This is a genomic window from Pedobacter sp. Leaf250 (genome assembly GCF_920984735.1).
In the GTDB taxonomy this organism is placed as follows: Bacteria; Bacteroidota; Bacteroidia; order Sphingobacteriales; family Sphingobacteriaceae; genus Pedobacter.
The window spans coordinates 36,443-53,561 of record NZ_CAKLBU010000011.1 but is presented as its reverse complement, the minus strand read 5'-3'; the positions used below and the strand labels follow the sequence as shown (position 1 = coordinate 53,561).

The window sequence follows — 17,119 nt, the reverse complement described above, 5'->3', positions numbered from 1 at the left end:
AAACTAATCATGGAGATGCTCAAAAAGTGTCTCCTTTTTTGTTTTTAAACACTTTTTTCATGGAGCTAGACCTAATTCTGTATTTTTGCTGAATGAAAAATTACCAATAGGCATATTCGTAGATATGGACAATGAATTTTCTGACTTCAAAAATGTGAAGATTGTATCTGCGTTTTCAAGGCTTACGGATGAGGACTTCCAGGGAGAAAAAAATGCAATTTGTTGGTACAGGCATTTAAATGGAGACTTTGCGGAAATTGTGTCTAAGCTTACTTTAGTAGAAAATTTATCAGAAATTTCGATGGAAAGCCTAATGGCACTTCAATTATCTGATGAAGGGAGTGCTGCAAGAGCAGTGATCATGAGTGATTTTCAGTTGTTGACAGATTTTGGAGCATTGCCATCTCTCAATTTAATTAAAAATTATGAGCGTGATGAGGAATTTGAAATCATTTCAACAGATGTATATTCTTTTCATGTAGATCGTTCGCCAATAGGTATCGATACATTTTTGTGTACCTATCATGGCACCTCGAGCGAAATTTTGGCTAATGATCAAGCTGAACAGAAAATCATGAATTCGGAAATCCGCAGAAAACTTAAAAAGCTGCATGATGGACCTGTTGAGGAATTTGAATCTTTTTTAATTGAAAATTATTTTGATTTGCATTATCAACCAAAATCTGATGCGCAGCCAATAAGCTTAGGAAAAGGGCATATGTGGCGGTTGGCTGTAGATCATCCTGATAAGCAGGTTTTACCATGCATTCATCGGGCACCTAAGGAGAATGATGGCGAATACAGATTGCTATTAATTTGCTAAAAGGGCTTTATTAGCCATTGAATTTTATTTTTTGATTAATAATTTAATTATTTGCGCTTCGATCATTGTTCTTTTTTCTACTCAATCATTTGATTTTAAGAAATATATTGTTACTTTTGCATCCCCGTAATATACCTCGGGATTAAAATTTAAAACATAATTTATAACAATGAATCAGTACGAAACTGTTATCGTTCTAACCCCATTGTTATCTGAAGAAGCTGCAAAAGAGGCATTAGCTAAATTTAAAGCAATTCTTGTTGATAACGGTGCCGAAATTATCCAAGAGGATAATTGGGGTTTGAGAAAATTAGCGTATCCAATTGAGAAAAAATCAAACGGATTCTTCAACTTAACTGAATATAAATCTTCAGGAGATTTGATCGCAAAATTAGAGCTTCAATTAAAACGCGATGAGCGTGTGTTACGTTTCTTAACAATCCGTTTAGACAAACACGCTGTTGCTTACAATGAGAAAAAACGTAGTGGTGCGTTTAACAAAAAAACTAAGGAGGTTGCAGCGTAATGGCAAGAGAACAAATACAATACGTAACAGCCCCTAAAGTAGAGGATAACCGTAAAAAATATTGCCGTTTTAAGAAAAACGGAATTAAATATATCGATTACAAGGATGCAAACTTCTTGTTGAAATTTATTAACGATCAAGGTAAATTATTACCAAGACGCCTTACTGGTACTTCGTTAAAATTCCAACGTAAAGTGGCTCAAGCAGTTAAACGTGCTCGTCACATCGGTTTGTTACCTTTCGTTGCAGATCAATTAAAATAGGAGGCTCAGAGATATGGAAATTATTTTAAAACAAGATATTAAAGGCCTTGGTGAGAAAGATGATGTAGTGAATGTAAAAAACGGTTATGGCCGTAACTACTTAATCCCTCAAGGTTTTGGCGCTTTAGCTACTTCTTCTGCTAAAAAAGTTTTAGCTGAAAACTTAAAGCAAGCTGCTTTTAAACAAGATAAAATTAAGAAAGATGCAGAAGGTATCGCTGAACGTTTAACTGCTATTAAACTTTCTATCGGTGCTAAAGCTGGCGAAAGCGGAAAAATCTTTGGAGCGGTTAACACGATCCAAATCGCTGAAGCATTAAAAGCACAAGGTTTTGATGTAGATCGTCGTCGTATTACTTTCGAAACTGAACCTAAATTTGTTGGCGAGTATGTTGCTAACTTAAACTTACACAAAGAAGTTAAAGTTCAAGTTCCTTTTGAAGTAATCGCTGAATAAGCTTTTCTTTAAATTCATAAAAAAGTCCTTTCAGTTTTCTGAAAGGACTTTTTTTTTGTAAAATGTAAAGATGTAAAATGGATGATGTGCAGAATTCCATCTTACATTTCACATTGTCCATCAAACCTATCCTTTCGGCGTTGTTGGTCTAATTTCGATTTTACTAGGTAATGTTCTGGCCGGCATAGCCAATAAATCTACAATCAATTTTCCCATATCTTCAGGCTGGATTTTCCAGGCATCATTTTCTGCATCCGGGTTATGCTCATTAAAATGACTGGCTACAGAGCCTGGCATAATGGTACTTACTTTTACACCGTATTTTCTTAAATCCAACATGACAGATTGGGTAAAACCCGTCAATCCAAATTTACTGGCATTGTAAGCAGATCCGCCTGCAAAAAAGTTAGTTCCGGCCAAACTGGATATGGTAAAAATAGTTCCTTTCGTCTTTTTGATTTCTTCTACACTGGCTTTAATGCTGTAAAATACACCTGTTAGGTTCGTGTCAATTATATTGTGCCAATCTTCAACGCTTAATTCATCAATAGGAGCGAAACTGCCAACACCAGCATTGGCTATTAATGCATCCAACTGGCCCCATTTTTCGATAACTAAATTAACAGCTCCCTGTTGCGATTCATAGTTTTTTACATCAGCTTCAATAGCCAATATATCGCCAAATTCTACCAATTTCGATGCTGCATCATTTGCCGCATCTATAGTTCTGCTAGTTATAGCTACTTTGTATCCGTTTTTTAGAAGCGCTTCGGCAATACCGAAACCAATACCTTTACTTCCTCCTGTTACTAGGGCAACTTTTATACTCATGATTTTATTTTTTTAATCTTGTAAATACACAACAAAGATGTTCCAATTCAGTTTGGACTTTATAAGATAATGGTTCAGGATTAGAAAAGCAGTTTCATCAGAGCAGAGAAATAAATGTTTTTCATATTTTATTACCTTTGCCTCATGGCTAAATCGCGTTCTACAAAATCAAAAACTAAACAACCTTTGCTAAAAAAAATCACCAACATTGCCACAAAAGTTTTTTTATACTTTTTAATGGTCTCGGTTTTATGGGTTTTGGCTTATAGATTCATTAATCCGCCGATAACGCTATTAATGGTATTAAGAAATATTGAGCGAAAGGCAGACGGAAAACCTTTTAAAATAGAAAAGGACTGGGTGGATTTTGAAGATATGTCTGACAATATGAAGAGAGCCGCTGTTTCTGCCGAAGATCAACTCTTTTTAAAACATATTGGTTTTGATGTTAAAGCCATTGAAAAAGCCTTTGCTGCTAATGCAAAAAGTAAAAAAGTTAAAGGTGGAAGTACCATTTCGCAACAAACAGCTAAAAATGTTTTCTTGTGGCCAGGCCGCTCGTGGATAAGAAAAGGCTTTGAAGCTTATTTTACGCTTTTGATTGAGATGCTTTGGAGCAAGGAACGCATTTTAGAAGTTTATCTCAACGTAATCGAAATGGGTGATGGAATTTATGGGGCTGAAGCAGCAGCACAAGCATACTACGGTAAATCTTGTCACAAACTTACTAAAGCGCAAGCGGCGCTAATTGCTGCATGTTTCCCAAATCCGCTAAGATGGACACCTAAAAACCCTACCCGATATATTCGTCACCGACAATACTTAATTTTAAGAAATATGAATAGGTTAGGACCTTTAGATTTTTAAGGTAAGAGGTAAAATAGAATATGTAAAATTACATTATCCATCTTACTTCTTCCATTATACATGTCTTAATCATGATCCTTATTCCACCTAATTTTTATTCCGCCCTTTTCATCATCAATGGCTTTTAGGTGTAATACTATACCTTTCATTCTAGCTTCACGTTTCTCTTGCCTGGTTAAATTTTCATCGCCTTTTGGATTACGTAGGGGAATATCCAACTCTACATTGGTACCAGAACCTAAAGCATAAACTCCCTTAACGTTAAAGTTCATCGCACTAGAGTTAATCTGCATCGGACTGATGTCTATCTTATCACCTCTTATTGTTAATGTTCCATCCAGGTTTTTTATCTCAACGTTTGATAAATTTCTATTGGCGAATGCAAATTTCCCAACCTTTACCATTGGCTCGAAATTAACCAGAGCTGCATTACTTAAATTGAAAACTACTTTTCCATTTATGGATCGGGGCAAAATTTTGCCGGTATGAGAAATTCTGCCAGCAATGTTAACTGTCGAAGATAAAAATCCTTTCAAATTTTTGTTGGTAATCGTTTTTTGGCCAAAATCATCAAATGAATAAAAGAAATCTTTTACGCTAACATGGTTAACCTTCGAATTTATTTTGAAACTGTTAGAATTGGGCTCCTGTACTACGCTTCCATTTAAAGAAAGTGTTCCGCCAGCATGGGCAACACTTATTTTGTTAAAGTAAATGCCTTCACCACGAAGCGAAATGTCAGCCACAAGGTTTTTTGCCAAAAACTTATCGTAAATTGCTTTCCCCACAGTGAGGCTGATATTCATTTTAGAAACTTCCAATACGTTGCTTAATTGTTTTGATGCGGTTTTAATCGAACTTCCTCCGCTTGTTTTTTTCTTTGTGGTTCTTGGTCCAAGAAATGGTAAAAATTCGCTTAAATACAACTGCGGACTGTGCATTTTGAGGTTGACCAAAATTTTATCGGGATCAGTATAATAAAGATTCGCAAAATTTGCAATGTTGCAACTTACATTAAGCTCACTTTTACCGATCTGAAAATGCCCGTTTTGAATGGATAAATCATTCTGATCAAAATTAATGTTCAATGCACTTTTTACTAATCGTAATTTTCTTGGTATATAGAGAATATCTGCATCGGCGATTTTGATTTTACCTGAAACAACTGGTTTTGTAAAGCGAAAATTATCAATATCTGCCTTACAGTATAATCTTAAATCCGCGGTACCTTGTTTAAACTCAAAATCTTGCGTACCCAAAGAATTATTCAGGTTTGATAAGGGGAATTGAGAAGTAACTAAACCAGTAGCTATTGGCCTTGCCAGATTAGTTACCGTAAATGTGTCGATTTTAAGGGGCGCATTAAAATACTTTGCGGTAAGACGGTGAAACTTTATAGCCGAATTTTCATCACCAATAATTCCTCCTGCCGTATCTTGGTTGGTAAAAGATCCATCAAAATTTGCAGCGGTTAATTTGCCTGCAGGAATTGAAAGTACATTATCACGAACGGTAATACCGACCTTAATCAATGGATCTCCATACTTCCCCGATCCATCATCAACAATATTTCCTCTAATATTAATTGGTTTCTCAATGCCGAATTTTAAAAGTTTTGATGAGATATTTGGCGAAAGCAACATCGCTACATCTTTAAATAAAATATCATCAACAGCAATACTAATAGCAAAAGCAGATTTGCTTAAATCTATTTTAGCCCCAATTTTAAAAGGGTGATCACCAATATTTAAAACCTCCGGATTAAGAATAACTGCATCTAAATCTTTGCTATAGTGTGCTGAGAGCGTTCCTTCTAAAGATTTGTCCTTTAAAAAACTTCCCTTACGTGTGTTGAATGCAAAACTATTAACCTGTGTTTTTAATTTGATTTTTCCTGTCCAACCACTATCTGGATATTGCATCCTTCCTTGTATTTGGTTGATATTAAAATTGAAGAGTTTATGTCGCTTTTTATTATCAATAACAAGTGTTACTTTATTAAAATCAATTCTTTTTACAGCCAAGTCTGGCGTACTCGAATCAGTTTTTTTATCCTCTATTTTTTTCTTACTCTTAAATATACTGGTATTGCTATATCCGTTTGAATCGGTATAAACATAAATCGCAGCGTTGTTAATCGCAATTTGATTGATGTTTACATTTCCAACTATTAATGAAAGCACATTTAACGATACATTTATATCTTTTGCTTTAATTAAATCGTGCTTATGTTGTGCCCACAGGCTATCTCTCAGTAAAACGCCATTTAAGGAAACAGAAACGCCTGGAAAACTTTTTAGCAAGGTGGGCTCCATACCTGTGGCGGTAATTTGGCCATTTAGATTTTTGTTTAGCTGGCTCAGTATTGAACTTAAAATTTCTTTTTTATTTCTACTGATATAAAAAGCACCGGCAAGCCAGGTAATTACGATCAGCAGAATTAAACCAGATAAGATACCTAAAGAAATTTTGAGCCAGCGTTTCATAAACATTATTGATTGAAGCAATATAATGTTTTTTAGCACATAATTGTTTTAACCCAATCAAAATTAATAAGCCTAAAAGTTGTAGGTTATTAAGGGGTTTAATCCAGCTTATTTATGTCTTAAAGTAAGTGAGCAAATACAGTAGAATGCCAACTATTTTTAAATGGTACTTCCCATTTAGTTTCCAATTCAGACAGGGTTTGTACCATATTGTTAAAAACGATAGTATCAGAATTGATTTGTTTGATATTAACCAAAGTTTCAAAATCTTCTTTGCTGTTTACGATAACTTCATCAGCAACTTTGTAGGCCATATTAAAGCGATTGAAAAGATCAACTTGATATTCTTCTTCAATTTCCTTCATTAATCTCACTGAGCTGTCTATAGAACAGCCTGTAACGTTGGCTTGGGTTTCATCAACCGTTAATATGATAAAAAAACCATATTTTATTTCGGCGCTAGCCAATAATTCATTTCCATGAGCCTTCCATTGAGAAGTGAAGGATGACAATTTATCTAATATTGCAATTTTTTCTGAAGGACTAAATTTGCGATTGCTTTGGTAGACCCAAACTCTTGATTGTGGAGAAAAACTCATATACAAATTTAGTATTTTAATTACATTGGAGTGTTTAAAACGCCATCCCCATGAAAAAGTTTACAATCAACTTGAAAATAGTGCTTCTTTCAGCATTGTGTATTGTGTTTTGTGCTTTTTCCGATCCCGAATCAATGGCGCAATACGTGGGATATCTGCAGAAATCGCTGTCCGATCATTATGATTTTAGTCAGGAAAGTAACCAGATTAAGCGGTACGAACTTAACATTACTAACAATGGTTTTTGCCGCTATAAACGATATTTTAATAACGGGAAGACAGAATATTTTGCTTTTAAGTTAGCCAAATTTAAGGATATGGATTACCTGGGCAATGCAACATCAGGTAAATTATATTTAAAAACTAAAGGTGATGATGTAATCGTACAAACGTATAAAGACAGAGGCGGAGACGTGGATTCGATGGCTAAACAAGTGGTGATTCCACTTAAAAATATTGAAGCGGAAGACTTAAATTTGATCAAGGACAATCTCGAAAGAATTATTAAGCTTCCTTAAATGAAAAAATGCCCAGTTTTATTATAAAGCTGGGCACTAATTATTTAATGTTTTAACTTAAAGTCCGTTTGCTCTTACCGTAATTTCAGCAATATCCAAAACCTTAACTTCTTGTTCTTTATCTTTCAGTTTAACCCCGTCGCTTAACATCGTCATGCAAAAAGGGCATCCAGCAGCGATAACTTGTGGATTGGTTTCCAATGCTTCATCAATGCGTTCCACATTAATGTCTTTTTTACCTTTTTCGGGCTCTTTAAACATTTGTGCACCACCAGCTCCACAACATAAACCATTGCTTTTGCAACGTTTCATTTCAACCAACTGTGCGTCTAAAACTTCTAATGCTTTCCTTGGGGCTTCATATACACCATTACCGCGACCCAAATAACAAGGATCATGATAAGTTATTTTTTTGCCCTTAAAGCTCTCTCCGCCTTCGGCTTTAAGTTTTCCTTCGTTTATTAAATCCTGAATGAGTTGGGTATGGTGGATAACTTCATAAGTGCCACCCAAACCTGGATATTCATTTTTTATGGTATTGAAACAATGTGGGCAGCCAGTAACTATCTTCTTGATATTGTAGGCGTTTAATACTTCTATATTCGTCATCGCCTGCATCTGGAAAAGAAATTCATTTCCAGCCCTTTTTGCAGGATCACCAGTACATCCTTCTTCAGTACCTAACACAGCATATTTTATGCCTACATGATGTAAAATCTTGCAAATATCTCTGGTAATCTTTTGTGCCCGTTCATCGTAACTTCCAGCACAGCCCACCCAAAATAATATTTCCGGTTCTTCGCCAGCAGCCATTAATTCGGCCATTGTAGGTACTTTAAATTCCATTTTCTTAGTAGCTAGTATTTAGTATCAAGATTTTATACTCGAGGATGAAACATGTTTAAAATAATTATTAACGCCAAATTAATTTTCGTTTGCCCAATTAAAACGATCGGCTGGAGAATATTTCCAGGGCGCCTGATTGTTCTCAATGTTACCCAGCATGGCATTTATGCTGGCAGGCGCTTGAGATTCTTCCATAACAGCGTAACGGCGCAATTCAGTTATGATTTGTAAAGGATCAATATTTACAGGACAAGCTTCTACACAGGCATTGCAGCTGGTGCAAGCCCAAATTTCCTCACGAGTAATATAATCATCTAACAAAGCTTTACCATCCTGATGCTCAGCGCCATTTTTATCGATATTTTTCCCGATTTCAGTAATTCGATCACGCGTATCCATCATTATCTTCCGAGGTGATAAAAGTTTCCCGGTGATATTTGCTGGGCAAACGGCGGTGCATCGTCCACATTCGGTGCAGGTGTAAGCATTCATCAAATTTACCCAAGTAAGATCTGTAGCATCTTTTGCACCAAATTTTCCAGCCTCTGTTTCAGTAGGAACAAATGACGGATCGAGCATGGCCTTTACTTCGTTGGTTACAGAGGCCATGTTGGTAAATTCACCTTTTGGTTCTAAATTTGAAAAGTACGTATTTGGAAAAGCGAATAAAATATGGAAATGCTTAGAATAGGGGAGATAGTTTAGAAAAGCCAAAATTCCAATAATGTGAAACCACCAACAACCCCGCTCAATCATTACCAATGCACTTTCTGATGAGGGCAAAATATTCATCAAATATTGGCTTACCGGAAAAGCGCCTGCAACCGTATAATGCGTTGAGCCTAACAATTGCAATTTTGCATCTGCCGCATTCATCAAAAGAAAAACGCTCATCAATAAAATTTCAACAATAAGAATATAGTTGGCATCAGATTTTGGCCAGTTCGTCATTTCGACGCCCTTAAATCTTTTAAGTTTTAAGATGTTTCTTCGAACAAGGAAAATAGCACACGAAATCCATACGGTTAATGCTAATATTTCAAATGATCCAATAAGGAAATTGTACAATCCACCTATGCCATGGAAAACCCTGTGTGTACCAAAAAGGCCATCGATCATAATTTCTAATACCTCGATATTGATAATTACAAAGCCGATATAAACAAAAAAATGTAGAAATGCCGGGATAGGACGAACCACCATTTTAGATTGACCGAAAGCCACACGAAGCATGGTCAATAATCGTTTTTGAGGTTGGTCTTTTCGATCAGCAGATTTACCTAAACGGATATTGCGGATAATTTTCCGGAAATTAAATGAAAACAGCGCAATTGCTGCAAGTGTTATTACTAGAAATAGGATCTGAGCCACCATGCAATATTATATTGTTTATGCTAAATTATGATATTAATCTAAATAAATTGCTATGCATGCATAAAAAATTCACTAAAATTTCTAGTTTGTATTGATTCTAATCAGTATAATTTAATCTTTGGGAGCCGATTAAAATTTAATTAATTGATAATCAGAGTTCAACTAAAATAATGGTAAAAAAATTTTGCTTTTGAAAAAAGAACACTACATTTGTGCCTCCAAAACGGGGTATTCCTTTTAAGGATTATTCTGTAAAAAGGAGGTGCCATAGCTCAGTCGGTAGAGCAAAGGACTGAAAATCCTTGTGTCCCTGGTTCGAATCCAGGTGGCACCACTTCCTAAAAGCCTTTCAGAAATGTTAGGCTTTTTTAATGAAAAGGTTTCTCTGAAAATGGAAATAAATTTAAAACGGATGTTGCATTTGATAAAAAGAATACTACATTTGCATTCCAAAACGAATGGTGCCATAGCTCAGTCGGTAGAGCAAAGGACTGAAAATCCTTGTGTCCCTGGTTCGAATCCAGGTGGCACCACATCAAAAGCCTTCAGATCAAAATCTGAAGGCTTTCGTTTTTTATCAGGTTTATATATGGTTTTTCTCTGTTCCTTCAGCAAGTGCCTTTACTTTCGTTAGCGCCTTAGGCCAGGCCTCTTCAAAATAACCTTTCCAATCTTCGGTTATATCCATGTTTATTTTAAGTTCAGTTATTCCATTGTTCTCGTTAAGCGAATAATTTTCTAAAGGTTCTCCCCAATCCTTAAGTTCTTCTTTTCCATCCTTAACTTCGCCTAAATGTTTAATCGACATAAATTTATTAGGAATGTTTTCTTCAATTATAGCAAACATTCCGTTGCCTGTGCCATCTCCGAATATTGCTTTACTGCCTTTTAGCCAAGTGGTTTCTACCGAAGAATTTTCTGCAAAGGCTGCAGTCCATTTTGGATAGGTTTCCTTGCCAAAAAGTGTATTCCATACTTTTTCTGCATTGGCATTAATTTCCGTTTTGAATTCAATCTTTTCCATAGTATATGAATTAAAAATTTTCCATTAATGTTACCCAGGCATTAACCGCTTTTTTTAAATTATCAGCATGTTTTCTTACATCTTCCATTGTGTAAAATTTAGCGTAAGCCTTGCCTTTGGTTTGTTCCTCCAAAAAACCAAAGTCATTATTTAATAATGATGCCTTATGAAAAATAACAATTACATAGTTTTTGATTTTAGGATTTATCGTGGCCATATCGCCCTTAAAACTAAAGCTCGGTCCGCCCCATTTTATATCACCTTCAATTTTTGAGTTGGCATTTGATATAATATTAACGACTTCTATCATCTCCTGTTTTAATGGATGATCGAGCATATTTAAAAAAGTTTGTATTTTATCGTTCATGTCTTTAAGTTCTATATATCAAATATGGTAACATGAAAATTTAAAGTTGCGGTGCAAAAGCGACATTTTTCGGGTGTGCTTTGATTTTAATAGCTGTTTAATTTTGAATAAGGCAAGAATATTTATTGTATATTGTAAGTTGATCTTTTAAATTTACTATTAATTATTTCAACATCAGTATCTCACCAAAAAGTAATTTAAACGATGAGTTTTCACCTTTTATCGAGACATTAAAATGATAGCACAATATTTTATAATAAATTTAGTTTGTTGATACAGAAAATTGATATGTTAAACAACTATATTCAATTAGATAACGTATATCGAAATACATCCCCACATCCTGCATATATGAAAAATAGAAATTTTTGCTGCCTATTAATGGCCACGCTCTTCAGTATTGGCCTGATAACTTCATGCAAAAAAAATTCGGCGGAGCCAGATGGAACACCATCAATAACACCAACAACTACCGCTACCAGAGATGAATTAACCAAAGACTCCATTTTTCTTTATACTAAGGAATTATATTACTGGAATGCTTCATTGCCAACTTATGAAGCTTTTAAACCACGAACTTACACTACTAACGAAAGCGAACTTTATGCATTAACGCAGTATTCAATTGATCCCTCAACTGGAAAAGCTTATGAGTATTTAAGTGGTTACAACGAACCCAAATATTCTTTTATAGATTATTTATCTACAAGCGGAAAAGTATCAGTAGTAAATTTAAAGGCTGATGTGAACGGCACTGCGAATGATTACGGTTTTTCGGTGATGTATAATACCACAAACGATTTGAGGGTTAAATACGTTTACCCCAATTCGCCGGCCAGTACACAGGGCTTAACCAGGGGTTGTAGAATTACCAGTATAAACGGGAGAACAGCGTTAACTTACAGTAGCAGTATGGTTAGCTTTTTAAATGATGCCATTTTTGGTACAAAAGCATCAGTAAGTTTAACTTTTATCGATTTAACAGGAGCTACCAAAAGTGTGGTGGTAACAAGTTCTACTTATAATGTAAACCCAATACTATTTACAAATGTGTACACTGTAGGAACTAAAAAAGTTGGCTATTTGGTTTTTAATAGTTTTACAAATAATGTTTCAGCAGCTTTAAGAAGTGTTTTTGCAAATTTCACAACTCAAGGAATTACAGAGTTAATTGTTGATCTTCGCTATAATGGAGGTGGTTATGTTTCAACAGCTACTGATATTATCAATTTGGCCGCACCTGTTGCCCAGAATGGAAATACTATGTACACCAGTTATTATAATAGCTATTTACAAAATATAACAAGTGCCCAAAGAAAAGCTTCGGTATTATCACACCAGCCGTTATTGGATGCTGGCGGAAATATTCAAAACTTTACTACGGGCACAAATGGGAAATATGCCACTTATGCCGACTTAAATTTTTCTGCTACTGCGGCAGATAACATCGAAAAATTTGCGAAGCTTGGTTCATTAAATTTAAGTAGAATCTATTTTATAGTAAGTGGATCAACGGCTTCTGCTAGCGAATTAACAATAAACAGTTTAAAGCCTGTAATTGATATTAAAATGATTGGAGAAACCACCTACGGGAAACCTGTTGGATTTTTTCCAATTAGAATTGATAAGCTAGATTTGTATGTTCCTGAATTTGAAACTAAAAATCAGTTAGGTGTTGGTGGATATTATGCTGGATTAACCGTTGATAAGCAAGCCAATGAAGATTTAACCAAGGCTTGGGGCGATGAAACAGAAACTTTATTAGGTTATGCGCTACTTTATTCTCGAACCGGAAGTTTTGTAACTACAGCGGCGAAAACCGCAAGTCTATCGGCAACATCTACTACCATGCCCGATCGTCTGTCATCAACAGAAATTAAAGCAGTAACAGAAAGCCTAGACCAGATAGGTATTAAAGGAATGATTATGCTTCCAGAAAAGAAATTTTAAATACAAAAAACTCCCAACAGAAATAGAGGGCACTGAAAAAGTCCTTGTCTAAAATGTCTTATTAAATATCGAGAAAAAACGGCAGATAAGGACTCTTAGAATCGTCTAATTGCAAAATAAAACTCAAGCGACTGCGAATATCACAAAGAAAAGGGCTTATGGAATAAAAAATTCATAAGCCCTTTTTCAACTGGTAGTTTTTCAGTGCCCTCCAGAAATGAAGGGAGTTTTTTGTTTTACAACAATATTTTACTGCTGATATCCTTATTGATTGTGATATATCCTGGATATTTTACCGGTGTATTGCCGAGCATAAACGTTGGTTTAATTTTAATTGTTAATAAACCCAGCTTTTCATCTTTCGATGAAGATCCTTTTTTAGCAGCTTTTACGATATCGTTAAAAACATTTCCATTGGATACCAATCCATAAATATTGCTGATTAACTGAACAGGAACAGTAACAGTTTGTCCTTGAGCTATACTCACATTCTGATTCACAATTCCTTCTGCTAAATCGGTATTATTTACCAAGATTTTGTATTCGAACTGGTTTATAGCGGCCAAATTTGCAGATGGATTGGTAATTTCGAGATTCAAATTCGCCCTTAACGGGATATCTTTTCTCAATAAACCTAAGGCAACACCTGGCAAACTTGTTAAACTAAAACTTTGTTCATCCATTAACTTTTTTACATCTGTCCCGGCAATGGTAATCTGCTGAACGGATGTAATTTTGTAAGTGCAATCTTCTAGCGCTTTTATTTGTTGTGCTTGCCTGTTTATACCACAACTGAAAAGGGTAATGGTAAAAAGGCAAAGCAATAGTGTATTTTTCATGTTAATCATAACGCCAATTTAGTGAAACTATTTCAAGAGCAACCTTTCTTAATTAAAATTATGGGGTCACTGTTTCAATATCATCACCCTTATCTTTAGGGGTGTTGTTATTATGATCATATTCAGAAGTGCTATCTGCTTGAGTTTCATTGTCATCGGCTTTCTCTTCCGTTTCGTTATTCACTTCACCATCTTCGCCTTCAGTTACTGGAGTTCCCTCACTAAGCGGCGTTTTGCTTTCTGCACCAGCTTCGGCTTTTGGCTCTTCCTCCTCCGAGGTTATTTTCTCCCCATCTCGAGACTCTTCCTCATTTCCTGATGTTTCTACAGGTTTAGAAGGATCTTCCTCCTCTTTATGTGCCGAAGGAACAACGGTTTCTATATCCAGTTGAACATCATCTGTAGGCTTCGGTTGTGCGTTTGTACTTTCTTCTGTAGTTTTATCTTTTTCGTTTTCCATGGTATAATCTTTTCTTTATTAAATGAATTGAAGCGCAATTTTGTTTCAACTTTCTTTAATGCATGTGCTTGCTATTTTTAACTTTGATAAAAAAAATCCATGGCTATAATATATCGGGAAATAGAAGAACGCGATAATAAAGCACTTGCAGCTTTAATTAGAACGGTTTTTGAGGAATTTAAGATAGATAAACCCGGAACGGTGTATACCGATCCAACAACTGATCATTTATCTGAAGTTTTTAAAACGGCACAGTCTGTTTATTGGGTTGCAGAAGAAGACGGAGAAATTATTGGTGGCTGTGGAATATATCCAACAGATGGTTTGCCCGATGGATGCGTAGAATTGGTAAAACTTTACACCTCAGCCGCTGCAAGAGGAAAAGGTATAGGTAAAATATTAATGCAAAAAAGTATTGAATCGGCACAGCATTTTGGTTACAATGAGGTTTATTTAGAATCATTCCCCGATTTAACAACAGCCATTTCAATGTATAAGAAAACTGGTTTTAAAAATCTATCTGCACCATTAGGAAATTCTGGTCACTTTGCCTGCAATGTTTGGATGTTATTGGTGCTTTAATGGTTCATCACCAAAATTAAGCAGTTGGGATAATTTTTCAACCGATTGGCATAACAAAATTTATAAACGATAAAGGTTAAATTACATTTATTTCATGAAAAGAACCAAAGTCGTAATTGTGCATATCGCTTGCTGGCTTACTGTGTTAGCTTACCTTTATGGCGAAGAATTAATAAAAGGTGTAACATTAAGGGAATCGGCATTTAGCATTTCGATGAATTTTATTCAGATAATCGAATTTTATATTTGCTATTTGTGGGTGTATCCAAACTATTTAAAACGAGGTAAAATCCCTCACCTTATTGCAGGATTAATTTTAACCATAGCTGTTTTTATTGCTTTAAGATATTTAATTGAGCAGGTTTTGTACGACCATTGGTTTGGTATGACAAATTATTCTGACGATACAACGTTGTCCAAATACATCACCGATAATATTTATTATAGTCTTGCTTTTTTGGTTGTGCCCGCTGCGGTTTACAGTATTCAACAAAATTTCAAAACCGAAATTGCCAATAGAAAGTTAAAAGCCGAAGTAGTTAAGTCGGAGCTGGCTTTCTTAAAATCGCAAATTAATCCTCATTTTCTTTACAATACCCTTAACTACGTGTATTCTTTGGCCATTCCAGTTTCGGATAAGATTGCAAATGCGATTCTTCGCCTTTCCGATCTGATGCGCTATACACTAAACGAAAGCCCTGATGGAAAAGTTACCTTAAGCAAAGAGGTAGAATACTTGGAAAGTTATATCGAACTTTTTAAAATGCGTTTTGAGCCCAAATTTTTTGTCGATTTCTCTGCTGAAGGTATTGAACACCAAAAAGTAGCAGCCTTAATGTTGATTCCATTTGTAGAAAACGCTTTTAAACATGGTGTGCTCAACGATGAAAAGCATCCGATCAGAATTAAACTTAAAATAAACGGAAAGCGACTAAGTTTTGAGGTAAGCAATAAAATTAACCGGGGACAAAAAGATCATTCAAGTGGCGTTGGATTGGTAAATATTCAAAGGCGATTGGATCTAATTTATCCTGATCAGCATGAGTTGTTGGTGTCGAACAATGGAAATACCTACAAAACTACATTGATCTTAAATATATGATGATACATTTATTGAAAAGGCAATCCAGCATTTTAATAGGTTTATTCACCTTGATGTTGTACTCATCTTGTGCTCCAATAAGAGCAGTAAGATGGTGGTCACCAGATTTAAATGATAGCAGCAAATTTAACAACACTAGGTTATTGCCATCTAAATCACCTTTCCGATTCGTAAACGGAAATAATCCTTCAAAATATATTGAGTTAAAAACTTATTTAGATACTTTTCTTAATCGAACAAATACCAATGCTTTTATTGTTATTAAAAATGACAGCATTGTATATGAGCGTTTTGCTGATGGTGTAAATCAAAATACCTTGCATCCAAGCTTTTCTGTTGCTAAATCTTTTGTGGCTACTATAATGAGCATTGCAATCGATAAGAAAATTGTTTCATCTACAAAAGATTTTGTTATTAAATACTTACCACAACTCGCAAAGAATGATGAACGTTTTAAGCGGTTAACCATTCAGCATGTATTAGATATGCGCTCTTCCATTGATTTTGATGAAAATAAAGAAACACCGTTTTCTTCCATTACCAGATTATATTATGGTGCCTCACTAAAAAATCAAGTTTCCAAATTAAGAATGAAAGGGGAGCCCGGGTTAAAATTTGAATATCAAAGTATAAACACTCAAATTTTAGCTGCAATTTTAGAGAAAGCAACAAACAGAAAAATACAAGATTTACTAGCAGAATATTTATGGCAACCGCTAGGTGCTGAATCAGATGCAATTTGGAGTTTAGATAATCAAAATACTGCCAAAGCATTTTGTTGCTTAAATGCAACCGCATTAGATTTTGCTAAATTGGGGAGGCTTTATCTCAACAAAGGAAATTGGGATGGTAAGCAAATTCTTTCTAGAAAGTGGGTTGAAGAGACAACAAATCCTGATACACTTGAAGAACTTGGATACAAAAATCAGTGGTGGGCCTGCTATGATTATCGTTATTTTAAGGATGAAGAAAGTGCAAAAGCTGCTCTTAATAAATTAAATTTAAGTGCCGATATAAAAAAAACTAAATACAATGGGTATTACTTCAAGCTTAAGGCAATTGATTATACAGCAACAGGTATTTTGGGACAGTATGTATATGTTAACCCAAAAAATAATGTAATCATAATAAGGATGGGTAACTATCCAAGTAAAAGAATGAATCTGGAGAGTTTTATCCCCAAATTAGGTCGACAATTTTAAAAA

Annotated in this window: 19 protein-coding genes and 2 tRNA genes; 12 read left to right on the top strand and 9 right to left on the bottom strand. The window is 35.0% G+C overall.

The genetic code is table 11. The features are described 5' to 3' along the window. Positions 1-124: 124 nt before the first annotated feature. The 4 genes from LUA91_RS11650 to rplI all read left to right on the top strand — a co-directional run bounded on the left by LUA91_RS11650 (position 125) and on the right by rplI (position 2,069). The gene (locus LUA91_RS11650) at positions 125-823 is read left to right on the top strand and encodes a DUF1826 domain-containing protein (RefSeq protein WP_231426223.1); all 699 of its coding nucleotides are present in this window, start codon (positions 125-127) and stop codon (positions 821-823) included. A gap of 169 nt (positions 824-992) precedes the next feature. Continuing rightward, complete coding sequence (gene rpsF / locus LUA91_RS11645; RefSeq protein WP_231426222.1) at positions 993-1,349, top strand: 30S ribosomal protein S6; 357 nt, start codon at positions 993-995, stop codon at positions 1,347-1,349. After that, the gene (gene rpsR, locus LUA91_RS11640; protein ID WP_010599582.1) at positions 1,349-1,612 is read left to right on the top strand and encodes a 30S ribosomal protein S18; all 264 of its coding nucleotides are present in this window, start codon (positions 1,349-1,351) and stop codon (positions 1,610-1,612) included. Before rpsF ends, rpsR begins: the two co-directional genes overlap by 1 nt. A 13-nt stretch (positions 1,613-1,625) precedes the next feature. After that, a complete protein-coding gene (gene rplI / locus LUA91_RS11635) occupies positions 1,626-2,069 on the top strand; it encodes a 50S ribosomal protein L9 (protein WP_231426221.1) in 444 nt (147 codons plus the stop codon). 126 nt (positions 2,070-2,195) lie between these two features. On the opposite strand, the gene LUA91_RS11630 is transcribed toward rplI, so the two are convergent. Continuing rightward, positions 2,196-2,900 (bottom strand): SDR family oxidoreductase, encoded by a 705-nt coding sequence (locus LUA91_RS11630; protein ID WP_231426220.1) that lies wholly within the window; start codon positions 2,898-2,900, stop codon positions 2,196-2,198. A gap of 144 nt (positions 2,901-3,044) precedes the next feature. Between LUA91_RS11630 and mtgA the strand changes: the two genes are divergently transcribed. Continuing rightward, a complete protein-coding gene (gene mtgA / locus LUA91_RS11625) occupies positions 3,045-3,767 on the top strand; it encodes a monofunctional biosynthetic peptidoglycan transglycosylase (RefSeq protein ID WP_231426219.1) in 723 nt (240 codons plus the stop codon). A gap of 65 nt (positions 3,768-3,832) precedes the next feature. On the opposite strand, the gene LUA91_RS11620 is transcribed toward mtgA, so the two are convergent. Together LUA91_RS11620 and LUA91_RS11615 are read right to left on the bottom strand one after the other, a co-directional pair. After that, positions 3,833-6,253 carry an AsmA-like C-terminal region-containing protein gene (locus tag LUA91_RS11620; RefSeq protein ID WP_231426218.1) on the bottom strand — a complete coding sequence of 807 codons (2,421 nt, stop codon included), beginning with the start codon at positions 6,251-6,253 and terminating at the stop codon, positions 3,833-3,835. A 119-nt stretch (positions 6,254-6,372) separates the two neighbouring features. Further along, entirely contained in the window at positions 6,373-6,852 is a 480-nt protein-coding gene (locus LUA91_RS11615) for an ABC transporter ATPase (RefSeq protein WP_231426217.1), read from the bottom strand. 50 nt (positions 6,853-6,902) lie between these two features. Here LUA91_RS11615 and LUA91_RS11610 point away from each other — a divergent pair, with 50 nt between their 5' ends. Then, positions 6,903-7,370, top strand: coding sequence for a hypothetical protein (locus LUA91_RS11610; RefSeq protein WP_231426216.1), 468 nt, complete (start codon positions 6,903-6,905; stop codon positions 7,368-7,370). Between the two features lie 57 nt (positions 7,371-7,427). Here the strand turns inward: LUA91_RS11610 and LUA91_RS11605 are convergent, their stop codons facing one another. Beyond that, positions 7,428-8,216, bottom strand: coding sequence for a (Fe-S)-binding protein (locus tag LUA91_RS11605; protein ID WP_231426215.1), 789 nt, complete (start codon positions 8,214-8,216; stop codon positions 7,428-7,430). Positions 8,217-8,294: 78 nt separating this feature from the next. Further along, on the bottom strand, positions 8,295-9,590 hold the full coding sequence (locus tag LUA91_RS11600; protein WP_231426214.1) for a (Fe-S)-binding protein: 1,296 nt from the start codon (positions 9,588-9,590) through the stop codon (positions 8,295-8,297). A 261-nt stretch (positions 9,591-9,851) separates the two neighbouring features. Here LUA91_RS11600 and LUA91_RS11595 point away from each other — a divergent pair. Both LUA91_RS11595 and LUA91_RS11590 read left to right on the top strand, forming a co-directional pair. Beyond that, positions 9,852-9,924, top strand: a tRNA-Phe gene (locus tag LUA91_RS11595). A 126-nt stretch (positions 9,925-10,050) separates the two neighbouring features. Beyond that, a tRNA-Phe gene (locus tag LUA91_RS11590) sits at positions 10,051-10,123 on the top strand. A 50-nt stretch (positions 10,124-10,173) separates the two neighbouring features. On the opposite strand, the gene LUA91_RS11585 is transcribed toward LUA91_RS11590, so the two are convergent. Further along, a complete protein-coding gene (locus LUA91_RS11585; RefSeq protein ID WP_231426213.1) occupies positions 10,174-10,614 on the bottom strand; it encodes an SRPBCC domain-containing protein in 441 nt (146 codons plus the stop codon). A gap of 10 nt (positions 10,615-10,624) precedes the next feature. Next, on the bottom strand, positions 10,625-10,981 hold the full coding sequence (locus LUA91_RS11580; protein WP_231426212.1) for a DUF1801 domain-containing protein: 357 nt from the start codon (positions 10,979-10,981) through the stop codon (positions 10,625-10,627). A 351-nt stretch (positions 10,982-11,332) separates the two neighbouring features. Between LUA91_RS11580 and LUA91_RS11575 the strand changes: the two genes are divergently transcribed. Beyond that, entirely contained in the window at positions 11,333-12,931 is a 1,599-nt protein-coding gene (locus LUA91_RS11575; protein ID WP_231426211.1) for a S41 family peptidase, read from the top strand. A gap of 236 nt (positions 12,932-13,167) precedes the next feature. Here the strand turns inward: LUA91_RS11575 and LUA91_RS11570 are convergent, their stop codons facing one another. Next, positions 13,168-13,770: a hypothetical protein gene (locus LUA91_RS11570; RefSeq protein ID WP_231426210.1), complete on the bottom strand. Its 603-nt coding sequence runs from the start codon at positions 13,768-13,770 to the stop codon at positions 13,168-13,170. Between the two features lie 58 nt (positions 13,771-13,828). Beyond that, a complete protein-coding gene (locus LUA91_RS11565; RefSeq protein ID WP_231426209.1) occupies positions 13,829-14,230 on the bottom strand; it encodes a hypothetical protein in 402 nt (133 codons plus the stop codon). Positions 14,231-14,329: 99 nt separating this feature from the next. On the opposite strand from LUA91_RS11565, the gene LUA91_RS11560 reads away from it, so the two are divergent. The 3 genes from LUA91_RS11560 to LUA91_RS11550 all read left to right on the top strand — a co-directional run bounded on the left by LUA91_RS11560 (position 14,330) and on the right by LUA91_RS11550 (position 17,116). Further along, positions 14,330-14,812: a GNAT family N-acetyltransferase gene (locus LUA91_RS11560; RefSeq protein ID WP_231426208.1), complete on the top strand. Its 483-nt coding sequence runs from the start codon at positions 14,330-14,332 to the stop codon at positions 14,810-14,812. 94 nt (positions 14,813-14,906) lie between these two features. Further along, the gene (locus tag LUA91_RS11555) at positions 14,907-15,914 is read left to right on the top strand and encodes a sensor histidine kinase (RefSeq protein ID WP_231426207.1); all 1,008 of its coding nucleotides are present in this window, start codon (positions 14,907-14,909) and stop codon (positions 15,912-15,914) included. After that, positions 15,911-17,116, top strand: coding sequence for a serine hydrolase (locus tag LUA91_RS11550; protein WP_231426206.1), 1,206 nt, complete (start codon positions 15,911-15,913; stop codon positions 17,114-17,116). Before LUA91_RS11555 ends, LUA91_RS11550 begins: the two co-directional genes overlap by 4 nt. Positions 17,117-17,119: the final 3 nt, after the last annotated feature.